18 protein-coding genes, 1 pseudogene and 1 riboswitch are annotated in these 17,993 nt (G+C 69.6%); of the genes and pseudogenes, 10 read left to right on the plus strand and 9 right to left on the minus strand.

The features are described from left to right. Positions 1–101: 101 nt before the first annotated feature. From A5696_RS06080 to A5696_RS06095, 4 genes and pseudogenes are all read left to right on the plus strand, one after another. Positions 102–515: a YccF domain-containing protein gene (locus A5696_RS06080; protein ID WP_067874924.1), complete on the plus strand. Its 414-nt coding sequence runs from the start codon at positions 102–104 to the stop codon at positions 513–515. Beyond that, positions 512–1,591, plus strand: coding sequence for a GTP 3',8-cyclase MoaA (gene moaA / locus A5696_RS06085; RefSeq protein WP_067874927.1), 1,080 nt, complete (start codon positions 512–514; stop codon positions 1,589–1,591). Before A5696_RS06080 ends, moaA begins: the two co-directional genes overlap by 4 nt. After that, on the plus strand, positions 1,584–1,871 hold the full coding sequence (locus tag A5696_RS06090) for a MoaD/ThiS family protein (RefSeq protein ID WP_067874930.1): 288 nt from the start codon (positions 1,584–1,586) through the stop codon (positions 1,869–1,871). Before moaA ends, A5696_RS06090 begins: the two co-directional genes overlap by 8 nt. 206 nt (positions 1,872–2,077) lie before the next feature. Further along, positions 2,078–2,291, plus strand: a riboswitch (cyclic di-AMP (ydaO/yuaA leader). A gap of 13 nt (positions 2,292–2,304) precedes the next feature. Next, positions 2,305–3,125 (plus strand): annotated as a pseudogene (locus A5696_RS06095) (transglycosylase family protein). 31 nt (positions 3,126–3,156) lie between these two features. Here the strand turns inward: A5696_RS06095 and A5696_RS06100 are convergent. The 4 genes from A5696_RS06100 to A5696_RS06115 are packed head-to-tail and all read right to left on the minus strand — an operon-like array spanning position 3,157 to position 4,780. Next, positions 3,157–3,582 carry a molybdenum cofactor biosynthesis protein MoaE gene (locus A5696_RS06100; RefSeq protein ID WP_067874933.1) on the minus strand — a complete coding sequence of 142 codons (426 nt, stop codon included), beginning with the start codon at positions 3,580–3,582 and terminating at the stop codon, positions 3,157–3,159. Next, entirely contained in the window at positions 3,579–4,061 is a 483-nt protein-coding gene (locus A5696_RS06105; protein WP_067874935.1) for a molybdenum cofactor biosynthesis protein B, read from the minus strand. Before A5696_RS06105 ends, A5696_RS06100 begins: the two co-directional genes overlap by 4 nt. Further along, positions 4,061–4,570, minus strand: coding sequence for a cyclic pyranopterin monophosphate synthase MoaC (gene moaC, locus A5696_RS06110; protein ID WP_082956562.1), 510 nt, complete (start codon positions 4,568–4,570; stop codon positions 4,061–4,063). The genes A5696_RS06105 and moaC overlap by 1 nt, the downstream gene beginning before the upstream one ends. A 9-nt stretch (positions 4,571–4,579) precedes the next feature. Next, positions 4,580–4,780: a hypothetical protein gene (locus A5696_RS06115; RefSeq protein ID WP_197516901.1), complete on the minus strand. Its 201-nt coding sequence runs from the start codon at positions 4,778–4,780 to the stop codon at positions 4,580–4,582. Between the two features lie 93 nt (positions 4,781–4,873). Between A5696_RS06115 and A5696_RS06120 the strand changes: the two genes are divergently transcribed. Both A5696_RS06120 and A5696_RS06125 read left to right on the plus strand, forming a co-directional pair. Beyond that, entirely contained in the window at positions 4,874–7,126 is a 2,253-nt protein-coding gene (locus tag A5696_RS06120) for a helicase-associated domain-containing protein (RefSeq protein ID WP_067874944.1), read from the plus strand. 7 nt (positions 7,127–7,133) lie between these two features. Next, entirely contained in the window at positions 7,134–8,783 is a 1,650-nt protein-coding gene (locus A5696_RS06125) for a DNA repair helicase XPB (protein WP_067874947.1), read from the plus strand. On the opposite strand, the gene A5696_RS06130 is transcribed toward A5696_RS06125, so the two are convergent. Both A5696_RS06130 and A5696_RS06135 read right to left on the minus strand, forming a co-directional pair. Continuing rightward, positions 8,780–9,925 (minus strand): thiolase family protein, encoded by a 1,146-nt coding sequence (locus A5696_RS06130; RefSeq protein WP_067874950.1) that lies wholly within the window; start codon positions 9,923–9,925, stop codon positions 8,780–8,782. The genes A5696_RS06125 and A5696_RS06130 overlap by 4 nt on opposite strands. Before the next feature lie 13 nt (positions 9,926–9,938). After that, positions 9,939–10,352, minus strand: a complete 414-nt coding sequence (locus A5696_RS06135; protein WP_067874952.1) for a Zn-ribbon domain-containing OB-fold protein — start codon at positions 10,350–10,352, stop codon at positions 9,939–9,941. A gap of 167 nt (positions 10,353–10,519) precedes the next feature. On the opposite strand from A5696_RS06135, the gene A5696_RS06140 reads away from it, so the two are divergent. Continuing rightward, positions 10,520–10,813, plus strand: a complete 294-nt coding sequence (locus A5696_RS06140; protein WP_067874954.1) for a putative quinol monooxygenase — start codon at positions 10,520–10,522, stop codon at positions 10,811–10,813. 50 nt (positions 10,814–10,863) lie between these two features. Here the strand turns inward: A5696_RS06140 and A5696_RS06145 are convergent, their stop codons facing one another. Next, positions 10,864–11,853, minus strand: a complete 990-nt coding sequence (locus A5696_RS06145; RefSeq protein WP_067874957.1) for an LLM class F420-dependent oxidoreductase — start codon at positions 11,851–11,853, stop codon at positions 10,864–10,866. Positions 11,854–11,940: 87 nt separating this feature from the next. Here A5696_RS06145 and A5696_RS06150 point away from each other — a divergent pair, with 87 nt between their 5' ends. From A5696_RS06150 to A5696_RS06160, 3 genes are read left to right on the plus strand one after another with little or no spacing between them, the layout of a single operon-like run. Next, positions 11,941–12,195: a hypothetical protein gene (locus tag A5696_RS06150; RefSeq protein ID WP_067874961.1), complete on the plus strand. Its 255-nt coding sequence runs from the start codon at positions 11,941–11,943 to the stop codon at positions 12,193–12,195. Between the two features lie 59 nt (positions 12,196–12,254). Then, positions 12,255–13,487: an FAD-dependent monooxygenase gene (locus A5696_RS06155; protein ID WP_067874963.1), complete on the plus strand. Its 1,233-nt coding sequence runs from the start codon at positions 12,255–12,257 to the stop codon at positions 13,485–13,487. Between the two features lie 5 nt (positions 13,488–13,492). After that, positions 13,493–14,353, plus strand: a complete 861-nt coding sequence (locus A5696_RS06160) for an LLM class F420-dependent oxidoreductase (RefSeq protein ID WP_067875272.1) — start codon at positions 13,493–13,495, stop codon at positions 14,351–14,353. A 130-nt stretch (positions 14,354–14,483) separates the two neighbouring features. Here A5696_RS06160 and A5696_RS06165 read toward each other — a convergent pair whose 3' ends face one another. Then, positions 14,484–16,628 carry a 3-hydroxyacyl-CoA dehydrogenase NAD-binding domain-containing protein gene (locus A5696_RS06165; protein WP_067874966.1) on the minus strand — a complete coding sequence of 715 codons (2,145 nt, stop codon included), beginning with the start codon at positions 16,626–16,628 and terminating at the stop codon, positions 14,484–14,486. Between the two features lie 4 nt (positions 16,629–16,632). Then, the gene (locus A5696_RS06170; protein WP_067874969.1) at positions 16,633–17,844 is read right to left on the minus strand and encodes an acetyl-CoA C-acetyltransferase; all 1,212 of its coding nucleotides are present in this window, start codon (positions 17,842–17,844) and stop codon (positions 16,633–16,635) included. Positions 17,845–17,993: the final 149 nt, after the last annotated feature.

The following is a 17,993-nucleotide window of genomic DNA, read 5'->3' on the forward strand; positions in this document are numbered from 1 at the left end:
CAGGACGCATGTTGAATCCTGATCCTACTCGGCTGCCCGCCTGCCGAGCACCCCCGTTACCCGGCACTGGGTACCCTGGCATTACCGCTTGGAGGGGAGCTATGCGCCTGATCCTCAACATCATCTGGCTCGTGTTCGGCGGCCTGTGGATGGCCGCCGGATACCTGCTCGCGGCGCTCGTCAGCTTTCTGCTCATCGTCACCATTCCCTTCGGCTTCGCGTCGCTTCGCATCGCGTCGTACGCGTTGTGGCCGTTCGGCCGGACGATCGTCGACAAGCCCACCGCCGGGACGGGCGCCCTCATCGGAAATGTCGTCTGGATAGTGCTGTTCGGGTTGTGGCTGGCGATCGGTCACCTGGTGAGCGCCGCGGCGATGGCGGTGACGATCGTCGGCATCCCGCTGGCGCTGGCCAATCTCAAGTTGATCCCGGTGTCTTTGATGCCGCTGGGCAAGGAGATCGTTCCCGTGAGCTCGCCCGACTCGCCGGGCCGATTCGGGGCGGTGCCCGCATGACGCTGACGGCATTGGGCCTACCGACGGTGCCGGGCCGCACTGCCGGCGCCGCGGCCCGAGACGCTCCCGCCGGCGGCCCGCTCGTGGACACCTACGGGCGTGCCGCCACCGACCTGCGGGTCTCGCTGACCGATCGCTGCAACCTGCGTTGCAGCTATTGCATGCCGGCCGAGGGCTTGGACTGGCTGCCCGGAGAGCAACTGCTGCGGCCCGACGAGCTCGCCAGGCTGATGTACATCGCCGTCACCCGCCTCGGCATCACCAGCGTGCGGTTCACCGGGGGTGAGCCGTTGCTGGCGCGCCACCTCGAAGAGGTGGTGGCCGCGGCGGCCGGACTGACGCCGCGCCCCGAGATCTCGCTGACCACCAACGGTCTGGGCCTGGCGCGGCGGGCCGCCGCGCTCGCCGAGGCGGGCCTGGACCGCGTCAACGTGTCGATGGACAGCGTGGACCGTGACCACTTCGCGGCCATCACCCGCCGGGACCGGCTCGCCGACGTGCTGGACGGCCTGGCGGCCGCAAAGGAGGCGGGTCTGACGCCGGTCAAGGTCAACGCGGTGCTCGACCCGGTGACAGGTCGCGAGGACGTGGTCGGCCTGTTGCGGTTCTGCCTCGAGCACGGCCATCAGCTGCGCGTCATCGAGCAGATGCCGCTGGACGCCGGGCATCAGTGGCGCCGCGGCGCCGCGCTCAGCGCCGACGATGTGCTGGCGACGCTGCGCCCGCACTTCCGGTTGCGCCCGGACCCGGCGCCGCGCGGGTCTGCGCCCGCCGAGCTCTGGCTGGTCGACACCGGCCCGGGCACCCCGAGCGGCAAATTCGGCGTCATCGCGTCGGTGTCTCATGCCTTCTGCTCCACGTGCGACCGCACCCGGCTCACGGCCGACGGCCAGGTTCGCAGCTGCCTGTTCTCGACCGAGGAGACCGATCTCCGGGGGCTGCTGCGCGGCGGCGCGAACGACGACGCGATCGAGGCGGCCTGGCGTGGTGCGATGTGGGCCAAGCCCGCCGGCCACGGCATCAACGATCCCGACTTCGTCCAGCCCGTCCGGCCGATGAGCGCGATCGGTGGCTAGCCCGACGGAGGCCCCCGCCGAAGCGCAGGGCATCGAAGTGACGGTCCGCTACTTCGCCGCCGCGCGCGCCGCCGCGGGAGTCGACGCGGAGAATTTGGTCGTGCGTGCCGGCACGACGGTCGCCGGGCTGGTCGAGCGGCTCGCCGTTCGTGGATCCCGCCTCGCCACCGTGTTGAGCCGCTGCTCGTATCTCTGCGACGGCATCGCGGTCCGCGACGAAACGGCGGCGTTGCGCCCCGGTAACACGATCGATGTCTTACCGCCCTTCGCCGGCGGCTGAAACTGTGAGATACCTCACGTAACGGAACGATAACGGCAAAATCACGCCGCGATATCGGGCACCATGACCTGCGCAAATCCCTAGTGTTCCTGGGCTTTTCGCACATGGCCGTGAGGGAAACGCCGGGTTTCGCAAGACGTGACGAGACGAACAGAAGGCGCTAGCGTCTCCGAGGGTTCGTCAATCGACCGAACGGCGTTCCTCCTACACCTATCGCGCCGAGCTCCATCCATAGGTGTGGGACACCGACATTTTGGATGGAGGCGGGGGACCCACCGGTCCACCGCGATCGGACTGGAGCCGCTTGCGGCTCCTTGGGGTGAAGCCGACGCCGGCTCCCATGGGAGTACGGCGTTGGCCGGGTGGCCTCTCCAACCCGAACCCGACAGCTGACCTCGTAGGCGCGTCACGAGAGAGGAATATTCGCGCGCGCATGAGTGGACGTCATCGTAAGCCCACCACTTCCAGCATCAGCGTCGCCAAGATCGCCTTCACGGGGGCGGTTCTTGGTGGCGGCAGCATCGCCCTCGCCGGCCAGGCGGCCGCGGCCACCGACGGCGAGTGGGACCAAGTAGCCCGCTGCGAGTCGGGCGGCAACTGGGCCATCAACACCGGCAACGGCTACCACGGCGGCGTGCAGTTCAGCGCAGCCACGTGGGCTTCGCACGGCGGTGGCCAGTACGCCCCGTCCGCCGAACTGGCCACCAAGGAACAGCAGATCGCGGTCGCCGAGCGGGTGTTGGCCACTCAGGGCCGCGGCGCCTGGCCCGTCTGCGGCGGCCCGCTGTCGGGCGCCACACCGCGCGAGGTGCCGGCCCCCGCGCCGGCGGGGATGGATGCCCCGCTGGACGCGCCGGGGCTCAACGGCGGCCCCGGCCCGCTGGCTCCGCCGCCCGCCGATGCGCCCCCGCCGGACGCTCCGCCGCCGCCCCCCCGCCGCCCGCGGATCCGGCACCGCCGGTGCAGCTGACCTCCTTCGGCCAGCCCGCGCCCGCCCCGGCCGACGCGCCGGTCCCGCCGGCTCCCCCGGCCGACGCAGTCCCGCCGGCTCCCCCGGCCGACGCCCGGGCGCCGCCGCCCGCGGACCTGCCGCCCGCGCCACCCGCTGACGCGCCCGTCGTCGACGCGCCGGCCCCACCGCAGCCCGCGTCCAACGTCGGCTACACCAGGCAACTGTGGGAAGCCATCCGCGGCGCGGACATCCACGGGAACGACGCACTGGACGCGGTGGCGCAGCCGCCTCAGGCAGGCTGACGCCGCCGAGTCGGTAACAGGCCCGGCGGCTCTAGGCCGAGCCCACCCACTCTTCGGTGCCGTCATCGAAGAACTGGTGCTTCCACACCGGCAGCCGCGCCTTGATGGTGTCCACCAGGCGGGCGCAGGTGTCGAACGCCGCCCCGCGATGGTCGGCGGCGACGGCCGATACCAGCGCGGCCTCACCGATGTGCAGCACGCCGATGCGGTGGCTGGCGGCGACGGCCCGCACGCCGCTGGATTCCTCCGCGACCTCGGCCACCACCTGGGCCAGGACCTCCGCGGCCGACGGGTGCGCGGAATACTCCAGCCGCACCACCCGGCGGCCGCCGTCGTGGTCGCGGATCATGCCCACGAACCCGACGACGGCTCCGGCCGACTGGTGGCCGACCAGTTCTTCGTGCTCGGCCAGAAAGATCGGCTCTTCGGTCATGGCGGCGCGCAAGACGTGCGTCATCGCTCGTGATCCCCGCCGGCGAGTTGGTCCAGCGCGTGGTCGAGAACGTCGGCGAGCACCCCGAGGCCGTCGCGCACCCCGCCGGGGGAACCCGGCAGATTGACGATCAACGTCCGGCCGGCCACGCCGCACACGCCGCGCGACAGCACGGAGGTCGGCACCTTGGGCAGCCCGGAACGGCGGATGGCGTCGGCCAGCCCGGGAATCATGTAGTCGAGCACCGCCACCGTCTGGTCGGGCGTGCTGTCACTCGGCGAGATCCCGGTGCCGCCCGAGGTGATGATCAGATCCACCTCGGCGTCCAGCGCGGCATGCAACGCCTGCCCGACCGGCTCCCCGTCCGCGACCACCTCCGGCTGTACCGACGAAAACCCTTGCTGCTCAAGCCATTCCGCGATGATGGGCCCGCACCGGTCGTCATACGCCCCTGCCGACGCGCGGGTCGAAGCGATGATCACCCGTGCGGATCGCGCGCTCATCACCGCTCCCAGCTTCCGCTTTTGCCGCCCTGCTTGCGCAGTACCCGGATGTCGTCGATGCGAGCGGCCGGGTCGACCGCTTTGATCATGTCGTAGAGCGTCAGCCCGGCGACGCTGACCGCGGTCAGCGCTTCCATCTCCACCCCGGTGCGGTCGGTGCTGCGCACGGTCGCGGTGATCTCGATGTCCGACTCGCCGATGGCGAAGTCGATGTCGACCCCGGTGAGCGCCAGCTGATGGCAGAGCGGGATCAGCTCGCTGGTGCGCTTAGCCGCCAGGATGCCCGCCACCCGCGCCGTGGCCAACGCGTCGCCCTTGGGCAGGCCGCCGGTGGAGATCAGCGCCACCACCCGCGGCGAGGTCCGCAGCGCGCCCGCGGCGACGGCGGTGCGCTTGGTGGCGCCCTTCTCCGTGACGTCGACCATGTGCGCCGCGCCGCGCTCGTCGAGGTGCGACAGCGTTCCCGCCGAGGCCTCGGGGACCTCAGGGGCCTCAGAGGCCCTAGCCATCCGGGCGGCCTACCGGTTGACGACCGTCACCGGGTGGACGTAGGGCAGGTCGGTCGCGGGCAGCGGGAACACCAGCTCGCCGTAGGGCGACAGCGCACCCGTCCGGTCGCTGACCAGTTCGCTCACGGCGTGGTCGTCCGGGTCCGTCGTCGGCCAGCCGTTGTCGACGTAGTTGGTCTTGCGTGCCCTGCCCTCAGGAGTTTCAGCCACGCGGTCCATTCTGACAGGTCGCGCACGCGCGTGTAGCGCAAGGCCGTGCGCGCGTGGCCGTTCGGTCCGCCGCCTGCTTTACGCTGGTCAGCAATGACCGACAACACCCCGGATATCCCGCTGGGGTCCTGGCTGGCCGACCTACCCGACGAGCGGCTGATCCGGCTGCTCGAACTCCGGCCAGACCTCGCGCAGCCCCCGCCCGGCAGCATCGCCGCGCTGGCCGCGCGGGCACAGGCGCGCCAGTCGGTCAAGGCCGCCACCGACGACCTGGACTTCCTCCGGCTGGCGGTGCTCGACGCGCTGCTGGTGCTGCAGGCCGATTCCACCCCGGTGCCGACCGCCAAGCTGCTGGCCCTCATCGGTGATCGCGCCGACGAGGCCGACGTGCTCGGCGCGCTCGACGACCTCAGGCAGCGCGCCCTGGTCTGGGGCGAGACGGCCGTCCGGGTGGCCGCCGACGCCGGCACGGCGTTGCCGTGGCATCCCGGGCAGGTCACGCTCGAGGACAGCTCCCGGACCGGCGAAGAGATCGCCGCCCTCATCGACGGGCTCGACCAGGCGCAGCTCGACGTGCTGGAGAAGCTGCTCGAAGGTTCGCCGATGGGCCGCACCCGCGACGCCGCGCCCGGCGCCCCGGCGGAGCGGCCGGTGCCGCAACTGCTGGCGAAGGGCCTGCTGCGGCGCATCGATGCCGAGACGGTGATCCTGCCCCGCCATGTGGGGCAGGTGTTGCGCGGCGAGGACCCCGGCCCCCTGCAGCTGACGGCCCCGGACCCGATCGTGTCGACCAACCGTCCCGCCGACGTCGACGCGGTGGCGGCGGGAGCCGTCATCGACCTGTTGCGCGAGCTCGACCTGCTGCTGCAAACCCTGGGCGCCGCACCGGTTTCCGAGCTGCGCAGCGGCGGACTGGGGATTCGTGAGGTCAAGCGGCTGGCCAAGGCGACGGGCATCGAGGAGCCGCGGCTGGGCCTGATCCTGGAGATCGCCGCCGCGGCGGGATTGATCGCCAGCGGGCTGCCCGACCCGGAGCCCCCCGACGGCGACGGGCCGTATTGGGCCCCCACGGCCGCCACCGAACGGTTCACCGCGATGCCCCCCGCCGAGCGCTGGCACCTGCTGGCCGGCACCTGGCTCGATCTGCCCAGCCGGCCGGCGCTGATCGGCACTCGCGGCCCGGATGCCAAACCCTATGGCGCGCTGACGGATTCGCTGTATTCGACGGCCGCTCCGCTGGATCGCCGACTGCTGCTCGGCATGCTGTGCGGGCTGCCGCCCGGTGCCGGCGTGGACGCGGTCACCGCTTCGGCGGCGTTGATCTGGCGGCGTCCGCGCTGGGCCAGGCGGCTGCAGCCGCAACCCGTCGCCGACCTCCTGACCGAGGGCCATGCGATGGGCCTGGTGGGCCGCGGGGCGATCAGTACTCCCGGCCGGGCACTGCTCGACGAAGCCGGCGACCCCGAGGCCGCGGTGCACGCGATGACGCGGGCGATGCCGCCGCCGATCGACCACTTCCTGGTGCAGGCCGACCTGACCGTGGTGGTGCCCGGGCCGTTGCAGCGCGACCTCGCCGACGACCTGGCCACGGTCGCCACCGTCGAATCGGCCGGCACTGCGATGGTGTACCGCATCAGCGAGCAGTCCATCCGACACGCCCTCGACGTCGGCAAGACCCGCGACTGGATGCACGACCTTTTCGCCAAGCACTCCAAAACTCCTGTGCCGCAAGGGCTTACCTATCTCATCGACGACGTGGCCCGGCGGCATGGCCAGCTCCGGATCGGCATGGCCACTTCGTTCGTGCGGTGCGAGGACCCGGCACTGCTGGCACAGGCCGTGGCGGCCGCCGAGGAGCTGCAGTTGCGTGCGCTGGCGCCGACGGTGGCGGTGTCGCCGGCGCCGATCGCCGAGGTGCTCGCCGCGTTGCGCAAGGCGGGCTTCGCCCCGGCCGCCGAGGATTCCACCGGTTCCATCGTCGACGTCCGGCCGCGCGGGGCCAGGGTGCCCACGCCGCAGCAGCGCCGCCCGTACCGCCCGCCGCCACGCCCGAGCGGCGAGACGCTGAACGCCGTCGTCTCGGTGCTGCGGAAGGTGACCGCCGCGCCCTTCGGGAACATCCGCGTCGACCCGGCGGTCACCATGTCGCTGCTGCAGCGCGCGGCCAAGGACCAGGACACCCTGGTGATCGGCTACCTCGACGCGGCCGGCGTGGCCACGCAGCGGGTGGTGTCGCCGATCACAATCAAGGGCGGGCAGCTGGTGGCCTTCGACTCGGCGTCGGGGCGGCTGCGTGACTTCGCCATCCACCGCATCACGTCGGTGGTGTCGGCCGGCTCCGGATAATGACCTTATGACCGACGGACCGTTGATCGTGCAGTCCGACAAGACGGTGCTGCTCGAGGTGGATCACGAGCTGGCCGGCGAGGCGCGCGCCGCCATCGCGCCGTTCGCCGAGCTGGAGCGCGCGCCCGAACACGTGCACACCTACCGCATCACGCCGCTGGCGCTGTGGAACGCCCGAGCCGCCGGCCACGACGCCGAACAGGTGGTCGACGCGCTGGTCAGCTTCTCCCGGTACGCGGTGCCCCAGCCGCTGCTGGTCGACATCGTCGACACCATGGCCCGCTACGGCCGGCTGCAATTAATCAAGCACCCGGCGCACGGCCTGACGCTGGTCAGCCTGGACCGCGCGGTGCTCGAGGAGGTGCTGCGCAACAAGAAGATCGCGCCGATGCTGGGCGCGCGGATCGACGAGGACACCGTCGTCGTGCACAACAGCGAGCGCGGCCGGGTCAAGCAGATGCTGCTCAAGATCGGCTGGCCCGCAGAGGATCTCGCCGGTTACGTCGATGGCGAGGCGCACCCGATCAGCCTGGATCAGGACGGCTGGCATCTGCGCGATTACCAGCAGCTGGCCGCGGACTCGTTCTGGGCCGGGGGCTCCGGGGTGGTGGTGCTGCCCTGCGGCGCGGGCAAGACACTGGTCGGCGCGGCCGCGATGGCGAAAGCCGGTGCGACGACGCTGATCCTGGTCACCAACATCGTGGCCGCGCGGCAATGGAAGCGCGAGCTGGTCGCGCGCACCTCGCTGACCGAGGACGAGATCGGCGAATACTCGGGCGAACGCAAGGAGATCCGGCCGGTCACCATCTCGACTTACCAGATGATCACCCGCCGCACCAAGGGCGAGTACCGGCACCTGGAGCTGTTCGACAGCCGCGACTGGGGGCTGATCATCTACGACGAGGTGCACCTGCTGCCGGCGCCGGTGTTCCGGATGACGGCCGACCTGCAGTCCAAGCGGCGGCTGGGCCTGACCGCCACGCTGATCCGCGAGGACGGCCGCGAGGGCGACGTGTTTTCGTTGATCGGCCCGAAGCGCTACGACGCGCCGTGGAAGGACATCGAGGCGCAGGGCTGGATCGCGCCGGCCGAGTGCGTCGAGGTGCGGGTCACCATGACCGACAGCGAGCGGATGACTTACGCGACGGCCGAACCCGAGGAGCGGTACCGGCTGTGCTCGACGGTGCACACCAAGATCGCGGTGGTCAGGTCGATCCTGGAGAAACATCCCGGCGAGCAGACCCTGGTGATCGGCGCGTATCTGGATCAGCTCGACGAGCTCGGCGCCGAACTGAACGCCCCGGTGATCCAGGGCTCGACCCGCACCAAGGAGCGCGAGGCGCTGTTCGACGCCTTCCGGCGCGGCGAGGTGTCGACGCTGGTGGTGTCGAAGGTCGCCAACTTCTCCATCGACCTACCGGAAGCATCTGTCGCGGTGCAGGTTTCGGGCACCTTCGGGTCGCGCCAGGAGGAGGCCCAGCGGCTGGGCAGGTTGCTGCGGCCCAAGTCCGACGGTGGCGGCGCCATCTTCTATTCCGTGGTCGCCCGCGACAGCCTGGACGCCGAGTACGCCGCGCACCGCCAGCGCTTCCTGGCCGAACAGGGCTACGGCTACGTCATCCGCGACGCGGACGACCTGCTGGGCCCGGCGATCTAGCGCGACAGGATCGTCGCCGACGCGGTGCCCGGTGCGCCGTACACCTGCGCCAGGCCGACGCGCGGGTTGCCGGGCACCTGACGCTCGCCCGCCTCGCCGCGCAGCTGGCGCACCAGCTCGTGCATCTGGCGCAGGCCCGACGCGCCGATCGGCTCGCCGTTCGCGATCAGGCCGCCGTCGGTGTTGACGGGCATCGGGCCGTGAATCTCGGTGGCCCCGTCGGCCACCAGCTTCTCCTGCTCCCCGTCGGCGCACAGGCCGGTCTCGGCCATGTGGATGACCTCGTTTCCGGCGTCGGTGTCCTGCAGCTGGGCCACGTCGACGTCCTCGGGCCCGATGCCGGCCGCCTCGTAGGCCGCCTTGGCGGCGTACACCGTCGGCGAGACGTCCTCGTCCGGCGGGGCGAAGGTGGCGTGCACCTCGTAGGCGCCGTAGCGGCGGGTCCGGATCTCGCAGGCGCGCACATAGACCGGCTTGTCGGTGTACTTGTGCGCCATGTCGGCGCGGCACATGATCACCGCGGCGGCCCCCTCGTCGGGCGCGCAGAACATGTACTGGGTCAACGGGTAGTTGAGCACGGCCGAGTTGAGGATCTCCTCCTCGGGAATCGGCTTGCGGCGGAACGCATTCGGGTTCAGCGCGCCGTTGCGGAAGTTCTTCGCGGCGACCTTGGCGAGGGTGGCCTGGGAGATGTTGTGGTCGTGGAGGTACTTGTTGGCCTTCATGCCGAAGAACTTGGTGGTGACGAACTGGCCGTTCTGCGCGTACCACTGCGGCAGCGCCAGCTTGGCGGGGTCATCGGTGAACGCGCCACGCGGATGCTTGTCCAAACCGATCGCGATGCCGATGTCGTACTTGCCCAGCCGGATGGTGTCGGCGGTCTGCTGAATGGCGCTCGCGGCGGTGGCGCAGGCGTTGAACACGTTGGTGAAGGTGATACCGGTCAGCCCGACCAGGCGGGTCACCGCGTCGGGGTTGGAGACCTCGTGGCTGCCGCCGAAGCCGAACTGGATGTCCTTCCACTCCACACCGGCGTCGGTGAGCGCGGCCTGGATGGCCTCGGCCCCCATCTGCATGGCGGTCTTGTCGAACCTGCCGAACGGGTGCAGGCCGACGCCGATGATGGCAACGTCGTTCGTCATCTGACGCTCCTTTCTAGACCGGCTGGAAGGCGAATGTCATGACGTCGGCGCCTTCCTCGTCGGTGGTCAACGGCAGCATGGTCAGCTCGACCTCCTGACCGAACTGCAACTTGGCCGGGTCGTTCTCGGTCAGCCGTCCCTCGACCCGAATGATGTCGCCCAGCTGAACCAGGCCGACGCCGAACGGCACGAAGTCCTTCCCGGTCGGACCGGCGAAGGGCGCCCCGGGCGGGAAACCTTGGGTGGTCCACGCGACCAGGGTTCCGCGGCGCGGCAACAACAATTCCGTCATCTCCCCGCCGCTGCACCGCGGGCACCACTGCTGCACCGGGAAGGTGGTGGCACCGCAGCTGCCACAGCGACTCCCGATGAGCTGCGGGTTCTCGTCGGGCCAGGTCGAGATTTCGGGGGCCAGCGCCTTCTGCATCGAGGGATCCTCCAGGAGCGTCCACAGTGCGCAACAGAATATTGCTCACTGAACCGTATAACAGGTTTCCGAAAAGTGGAAAGCGCATTCTCGTTGCATACGGGTCGCCGCGGTCTTGGCCGGCCGAGCTATCTTGGCGAGGATGCGTGCGACGTGAGGAGACCACCATGCCGGTGACGGTGACACTCGAGCTCAGGTTCAAGCCCGACGCGGTGCAGGCGGCCCGCGAGGTCATGGGCCGAGCGCTCAAGGACACCCGCGCCTTCGCGGGCAACCTCGGGACCGACGTGCTCGTCGACGAGGACGACGAGGCGCACTGGCTGATCTACGAGCTCTGGCAGAGCGTCGAGCACGACGAGGCGTACCGCGCCTTCCGGGCCGGTGAAGGCAAACTGACCGAGCTGCCTCCGCTGCTCGCCGCCGCCCCCGTCAAGACCCGCTACTCCACCACCGATATCTGACTCACGGTCGCGACCCGCTTCGCCCGGCTTCGCCGCGCTCGCGATCGCTGCTAGCTCAGCGCGGGAATCACTTCCCGCTCGAACAACTCGATGCCGGAACGGTCGTACGCGGCCTCCGGGAAGTAGCAGATCGCGTATTCGCAGCCGAGGTCGCGGAGCTTCGCGATCCGCTCGATCACCTGTTCGGGCGTGCCCGCCGCCGAATCCGGTCCGCTCGTGTTGGCTATCATCGCGTCCGCCGCCGCCTCGGGCACGTAGCCGGCCATGCGGTCGCGCACCCGCTGCAGCCGGTCCTTGACGTCACCCTCCGATGGGCCGACGACCGCGTTGACGTTGACCGAACGGACGATCGCCCCGAAGTCGGTGCCCACCTCGCGGCAATGCTGCGCCAGCACCTCCGACTTGTGCGCGAACGCCTCGGGCTCCGGGCTGAAGTTGGTGTATTGCGCGTACTTGGCGGCGATGCGCAACGTCACCTTTTCGCCGCCCCCGGCGATCCACATCGGTATCCCGTTGTCCTGCAGCGGCTTCGGGGCGACGATCGCGCCGTCGACCTGGTAGTGCTCGCCGTCGAAGCTCACTTTGCCGTCGCGCCAGGCGTCGCGCATTATCTGTACACCTTCGTCCAGCCGGGCCAGCCGTACCCTGGCCGACGGGAAGCCGTAACCGTAAGCGCGCCACTCATGTTCGTACCACCCGCCGCCGATGCCCATCTGAATCCGGCCGCCGGAGATGATGTCGGCGGTCGCTGCAACCTTGGCCAGATAGACCGGATTGCGGTAGCTCATGGCCGTGCACATCTGGCCGAGCTTGATTCTCGACGTGGTCGCCGCGTAGGCCGCCATCAGTGACCACGCCTCGTGGGTGGCTTCACCCGTCGGCATCGGGACGGTGTGGAAGTGGTCGTAGACCCACAGCGAGTCCCATGCGGTGTCGTCCGCGTAGGCGGCCAGGTCGCGCATCACCGCCCAGTGTTTGTCGGGCTCGATGCCGACCAGATCCATTCGCCAGCCCTGCGGAATGAAGAGACCAAAGCGCATAGCACGGGACTCTAGCGCCGTCAGCCTCACAGCGGATCAATAGCTCGGCCCCAGCCGCCGCTGACGGACGACCCTTAAACCGGATGCATGACCAACCTCGGGCACCCGGTCAATCCATCGCGGCGTCGGCACGTCCACACGGCGCGACTGATCTTCGCCGGCGCAGCGACCGCCGCGACGCTTGCGCTGTTCGCCGCCGCGCACACAGCCGGCACCGCAACGGCTTTCGCGTCCGGCCTGCCGGCCGCCGCGCCGTTCGCCACCGACGACACCAACTTCGTCAACGACAACGGCCAGACGTCCGGCGACATCTTCACCCAGAACGCGCAGGACCAGAACTAGACCCGTAGCGCGAGCATCCGCTGAGCCGCGCCGCCGGTCTCGGCCGTAGGCTGACGCCCATGCGGGTTCTGATCTCCGGTGCCAGCATCGCCGGGCCGGTGCTGGCGTATTGGCTGACCCGCCGAGGCATCGACGTCACCGTGGTCGAGCGCGCGTCGACGCTGCGCAAGACCGGGGGCCACGCCGTCGACCTGTTCCGCCCGGCGATGGAGATCTCGACGAAGATGGGCGTCCTGCCGCGCATCGAGGCGCTCGCCACGGGCACCGATCGCATGACCATGTATCGGGAAGGCCGACCGGGAGCCACCGTCGTCGACCTCACCAAGCTCGTCGGCGTCGCGTCGGACCGGCACGTCGAGATCATGCGCGACGATCTCAGCGAGATCTACTACGACGCCGCCCGCGACGACGTGGAGTACCTGTTCGGCGACTCCATCACGGCCATCGACCACGACGGCGCCGTGACATTCGAGCATGCCCCGCCCCGCAGGTTCGACGTCATCGTCGGCGCCGACGGGCTGCACTCCAACGTACGGCGCCTGACCTTCGGCGCGGAGGACAGCCTGACCCGCTTCCTCGGCGGCTACCTGGCGGTGATGTCCGCACCGAAGTCGCTGGCCGAACCCAACGAGATGGTCGGCCACCTCGGGGTCGGCCGGCTCGCGGCGATCTACACCGCCGAGCACCTCGACGACGCCCGGGTGGTGTTCATGTTCCGCAGCAAGGCCGAACTCGACTACGATCACCGAGATTTGTTGCGGCAGCAGGAAATACTGCGCGGCGCGTACGCGGGCATGCATCCCCGCGTGGACCGCTGGCTGGAGGAAATCGACCGGACGCCGGCTTTCTACTTCGACGCGATCAGCCAACTCAGCATGAACATCTGGTCGCGCCGACGGGTCACCCTGGTCGGTGACGCGGGCTACTGCCCCGGTCCCGCGGTCGGCGGCAGCACCAGCCTCGCCGTCCTCGGCGCCTACGTGCTGGCCGGGGAGCTGGCCAGGGCGGACGGCGACCACCTGCGCGCGTTCGCCGCCTACGAGCTGGCGATGCGCGAGCCCGTGCACCTCAGCCGGGCCTTCGCGCGCGGCGCCGCCCGAACCATCATCCCCGGTTCGCGGGCGGGAGTCTGGGCGCTGACCCGTGGGCTACAGCTGGTCTCATCGATGCCGGGCTCGCTCTCCCGGACGCTGGCGAAGTTGAACACCAAGGGCGTGCGGATGCACGAATCGATGCGCGTGCCCGACTACGACGCAATCGACAGTCAAGCGCTCAAGTCACGAGAGGAATGACCCGCATGGATCTGACCGGTGTCGGCATTTGGAGCAGCCAATTGCACTACGGCGACCCAGCCGAATCCGCCGAAGCCGCAGCGGAATTGGATGAGTTGGGTTTCACGGCGCTGTGGATACCCGACGTCAGCGGGTCCGTGCTCGACGCGGTGAGGCGGCTGCTCGCGGCGACCGAGCGCACGGTGATCGCCACCGGGATCCTCAACCTGTGGATGCACTCGGCCGGTGACGTCGCCGAGTCTCTCGCCACGCTGACCGAAGAGCACGGTGACCGCTTCCTGTTGGGAATCGGGGTCAGCCACGCGCCCCTGATCGACGCCAAAGAGCCTGGGCGCTACCGCAAGCCGCTCGCGGCCACCGCGTCGTTCCTCGACGGGCTGGACGAGGCCCAGCGCCCGGTCCCCGTCGATCGGCGGGTTCTCGCCGCACTCGGCCCGAAGATGCTCGAGCTGTCCGCCGAGCGCGGACGCGGCGCCCACCCCTACCTGGTGAGCCCCGACCACACCGCCTTCGCCCGTTCGGTGCTGGGCGAGGGACCGCTGCTGCTGCCGGAACAGGGCGTCGTCCTCACCGAGGACGCGGACGAGGCGCGCCGCATCGGGCGCGACTTCCTCAGGGGATACCTGGGGCTACCGAACTACGCGAACAACTTACTGCGCAGCGGGTTTTCGGAAGAGGACCTGTCGCAGGTGAGCGATCGGCTCGTCGACGCGATCATCGCGTGGGGCGACGAACAGGCCGTCTTGGCCCGGGTCGCCGAGCACCACGCGGCCGGCGCCGACCACGTCTGCGTGCAGGTGCTCACGGGAGACCCGAGGGAATTCCCCCGTGAGCAGTGGCGCCGCATCGCGGCCGCCATCGGCTGAGGCCGGCGCGCGGGCCGCGACACATAAACGGTTGCGACGACACGCCGGCGAACGTCGCAGCCAGTTATATCTCGACGCGAGCAAAAGCCCCCCAACACACCGTGTTCGGGGGCCTTCGCACACGCGGAAACTACGTCAGCGAACCCGGCGGGTTGAAGCGCTCGCCGTACTTCTCGGCAAGCTCGCGGGCCCGGGCCACGAAGGCCTCCTTGCCCGTACCGGCCGGACCGGAATACCCGACGATGAACTGCGCGCTGCCACCGGTCCACGGCGGGAAGCCGATGCCCATGATGGACCCGATGTTCGCGTCGGCGGTCGACGTCAGCACGCCCTCGTCGAGGCACTTCTGGGTCTCGAGCGCCTCGGCGAACAGCATCCGGTCGATCATGTCCTGCAACGGCGGCTGTGACGAGCCCGACTTGAACGTCTCGCGCAGCCCCGGCCACAGGCCGGTCCGCTTGCCGTCGACGTACTCGTAGAAGCCCGCACCCTTCAACCGGCCGGACCGCCCGATCTCGATCATCTTCTCGACGACGGCTTCCGCCGGGTGCGGATCGTAGGTGCCGCCGGCGTCCTCGACGCCCTTACGGGTGGCGACGGCGATCTTGTGCATGAGTTCCAGGTTGAGCTCGTCGGACAGCTGCAGCGGCGGCGCGGGGTACCCGGCCTGCGAACCGGCGTGCTCCACGCTGGCCGGCTCGACGCCCTCACCGAGCATGGCCAGCGCCTCGTTGACGAAGGTGCCGATCACGCGGGAGGTGAAGAAACCGCGGCTGTCGTTGACGACGATCGGGGTCTTGCCGATCGCCAGGGTGTAGTCGAACACGCGGGCCAGCGCCTCGTCGGATGTCTTTTCACCCTTGATGATCTCGACGAGCGGCATCTTGTCGACCGGCGAGAAGAAGTGGATCCCGATGAAGTCCTCCTGCCGCTTCACGCCGGTCGCCAGACCGGTGATCGGCAGCGTCGAGGTGTTGGACCCGAGCACCGCGTTCGGCTCGACGACGTCCTCGATCTCCTGGAACACCTTGTGCTTGAGGTCCTGGTTCTCGAACACCGCCTCGATCACGAAGTCGACGCCGGCGAAGTCCGCCGCGTCGGCGGTCGGCGTGATGCGGGCCAGCAACGCGTCGGAGCGCTCCTTGCTGGTCTTGCCGCGTTCCAGCGCCTTGGCCTCCAGCTTCTCGGAGTAGCCCTTGCCCTTCTGCGCGGCCTCGAGGCTGACGTCCTTGAGCACCACGTCGAACCCGGCCTTGGCCGAGACGTAGGCGATGCCGGCGCCCATCATGCCGGCGCCGAGCACACCGATCTTGGTGATCGGGGTCTTGCCGATCCCCTCCGGACGCGAGCCGCCGCCGTTGATGGTCTGCAGGTCGAAGAAGAACGCCTGGATCATGTTCTTGGCGACCTGGCCCGTGACCAGTTCGGTGAAGTAGCGGCTCTCGATGCGGGTGGCGGTGTCGAAGTCCACCTGCGTGCCCTCGACGGCCGCGGCCAGGATGGCGCGCGGCGCCGGCATCGGCGCGCCCTTGAGCTGCTTGCGCAGCAGCGACGGGAACGACGGCAGGATCGCCGCCAGCGCCGGGCTGCTCGGGGTTCCGCCGGGGATCTTGTAGCCCTTGACGTCCCACGGCTGGGTGTGGGCCTCGGGGTTGGCCTTGATCCACGCCTTGGCGGCGGGCACCAGTTCCTCGACGCTGGAAACGATTTCGTCGACCAGCCCGTTGTCCTTCGCCGCGGCCGGCTTGAACCGGGTGCCCTGGCTCAGCACGTTGACGAACGCGTTCTGGATGCCCAGCATCCGCACCGTGCGGGTGACGCCGCCGCCACCGGGCAGCAGACCCAGCGTGACCTCGGGCAGGCCGATCTGAACGCCCTTGACGTCGGCGACGATGCGGTGGTGGCAGGCCAGCGCGATCTCCAGCCCGCCGCCCAGCGCCGCGCCGTTGATGGCGGCCACCACCGGCTTGCCCAGGGTCTCCAACGCACGCAGGTCGCGCTTGATGTCCTCGACCTCGGCGAAGACCTCGCCGGCGTTCTCCGGGCCGGCGTTGATCATGTGCTTGAGGTCACCGCCGGCGAAGAACGTCTTCTTGCCGCTGGTGATCACCACGCCGGTGACCGAGTCCTTCTCGGCGACAAGGCGTTCCACGGCCTTGTGCATGGACTCCTTGTAGTGCTCGTTCATCACGTTGGCCGACCCGGTCGGGTCGTCCAGGGTCAGGGTGACGATGCCGTCGGCGTCCTTGTCCCACTGAATCGTGTTCTCTGCCATGGTCTTAAACCCTCTCGATGATCGTCGCGACGCCCATGCCGCCACCGATGCACAGCGTGATCAGCGCGCGACGGGCGTTGCGGCGCTCCAGCTCGTCGACCATGGTGCCCAAGATCATGGCGCCGGTGGCGCCCAGCGGGTGACCCATCGCGATGGCGCCGCCGTTGACGTTGAGCTTCTCGTCGGGGATGTTCAGGTCCTTCTGGAACTTCAGCACGACCGACGCGAATGCCTCGTTCAGCTCGAACAGGTCGATGTCGTCGACGGTCAGGCCCGCCCGGTCGAGCGCCTTCTGGGTGGCCGGCGTCGGGCCGGTCAGCATGATCGTCGGGTCGGAGCCGGTGGTGGCGGTGGCGACGATGCGGGCGCGGGGCGTCAAATTGCCCGCCTTCCCCGCCTTTTCCGAGCCGATCAGCACCAGCGCGGAGCCGTCGACGATGCCGGAGCTGTTGCCTCCGGTGTGGACGTGGTTGATCTTCTCGACCCAGTGGTACTTCTGCAGCGCCACGTCGTCGAAGCCGGCCATCGCGGCCAGCCCCTCGAAGGCGGGCTTCAGCTTGGCCAGGCCCTCCATGGTGGTGTCGGGGCGCATGTGCTCGTCGTGGTCGAGGATCAGCAGGCCGTTCTGGTCGCGGACCGGCACCACCGACTTGGCGAAGTAGCCGCCCGACCACGCCTCGGCCGCGAGCTGCTGCGAGCGCAGCGCGTAGGCGTCCACGTCGTCGCGGGAGAAGCCCTCGATGGTGGCGATCAGGTCCGCACCGATGCCCTGCGGCACGATGTAGGCGTCGTAGGAGGTGGCGGGGTCGGCCATCATCGCGCCGCCGTCGGAGCCCATCGGCACGCGGCTCATCGACTCCACACCGCCGGCGAGCACCATGTCGTCCCAGCCGGAGCGGACCTTCTGGGCGGCGGTGTTGACGGCTTCCAGCCCGGAGGCGCAGAAGCGGTTGAGCTGCACGCCGCCGACGGTGTCGGGCATGCCGGCCGCGATCACCGCGGTGCGGGCGATGTCGCCGCCCTGGTCACCGACCGGTGACACGCAGCCCAGGATGACGTCGCTGATCAGGTTCTCGTCCAGGTCGGGATTGCGCCTGCGCAGCTCCTCGATCAGGCCGACGACCAGGTTCAGCGGCTTGACCTCGGTCAACGACCCGTTCTTCTGCTTGCCGCGCGGGGTGCGGATGGCCTCGTAGACGAAGGCTTCTTCGGACATGTCGGGTTCCTCTTCACAAATGGGGGTTCGGATCCGGATTACACCCTAAACCAACCTGTTGGTTGGGAGTAATGGCGCTGGCCAGAACGCCGAATGTGCGGCCAGCCGCACGCTCGGCGCCGAACGTGCGGCCAGCCGCACGCTCGGTG

The organism is Mycobacterium sp. E2699 (genome assembly GCF_001666745.1).
Lineage (GTDB): Bacteria > Actinomycetota > Actinomycetes > Mycobacteriales > Mycobacteriaceae > Mycobacterium.

Coding starts and splice junctions, on each gene's coding strand:
- A5696_RS06100 (WP_067874933.1), bottom strand. CDS start 3,582: ATGACGCACGTCTTGCGCGCCGCCATGACCGAAGAGCCGATCTTTCTG.
- A5696_RS06145 (WP_067874957.1), bottom strand. CDS start 11,853: ATGCGCTTTGGTCTCTTCATTCCGCAGGGCTGGCGAATGGATCTGGTC.
- A5696_RS06160 (WP_067875272.1), top strand. CDS start 13,493: ATGGATCTGACCGGTGTCGGCATTTGGAGCAGCCAATTGCACTACGGC.
- moaA (WP_067874927.1), top strand. CDS start 512: ATGACGCTGACGGCATTGGGCCTACCGACGGTGCCGGGCCGCACTGCC.
- A5696_RS06125 (WP_067874947.1), top strand. CDS start 7,134: ATGACCGACGGACCGTTGATCGTGCAGTCCGACAAGACGGTGCTGCTC.
- A5696_RS06130 (WP_067874950.1), bottom strand. CDS start 9,925: ATGACGAACGACGTTGCCATCATCGGCGTCGGCCTGCACCCGTTCGGC.
- A5696_RS06150 (WP_067874961.1), top strand. CDS start 11,941: ATGACCAACCTCGGGCACCCGGTCAATCCATCGCGGCGTCGGCACGTC.
- A5696_RS06080 (WP_067874924.1), top strand. CDS start 102: ATGCGCCTGATCCTCAACATCATCTGGCTCGTGTTCGGCGGCCTGTGG.
- moaC (WP_082956562.1), bottom strand. CDS start 4,570: ATGGCTAGGGCCTCTGAGGCCCCTGAGGTCCCCGAGGCCTCGGCGGGA.
- A5696_RS06155 (WP_067874963.1), top strand. CDS start 12,255: ATGCGGGTTCTGATCTCCGGTGCCAGCATCGCCGGGCCGGTGCTGGCG.
- A5696_RS06170 (WP_067874969.1), bottom strand. CDS start 17,844: ATGTCCGAAGAAGCCTTCGTCTACGAGGCCATCCGCACCCCGCGCGGC.
- A5696_RS06135 (WP_067874952.1), bottom strand. CDS start 10,352: ATGCAGAAGGCGCTGGCCCCCGAAATCTCGACCTGGCCCGACGAGAAC.
- A5696_RS06120 (WP_067874944.1), top strand. CDS start 4,874: ATGACCGACAACACCCCGGATATCCCGCTGGGGTCCTGGCTGGCCGAC.
- A5696_RS06105 (WP_067874935.1), bottom strand. CDS start 4,061: ATGAGCGCGCGATCCGCACGGGTGATCATCGCTTCGACCCGCGCGTCG.
- A5696_RS06165 (WP_067874966.1), bottom strand. CDS start 16,628: ATGGCAGAGAACACGATTCAGTGGGACAAGGACGCCGACGGCATCGTC.
- A5696_RS06140 (WP_067874954.1), top strand. CDS start 10,520: ATGCCGGTGACGGTGACACTCGAGCTCAGGTTCAAGCCCGACGCGGTG.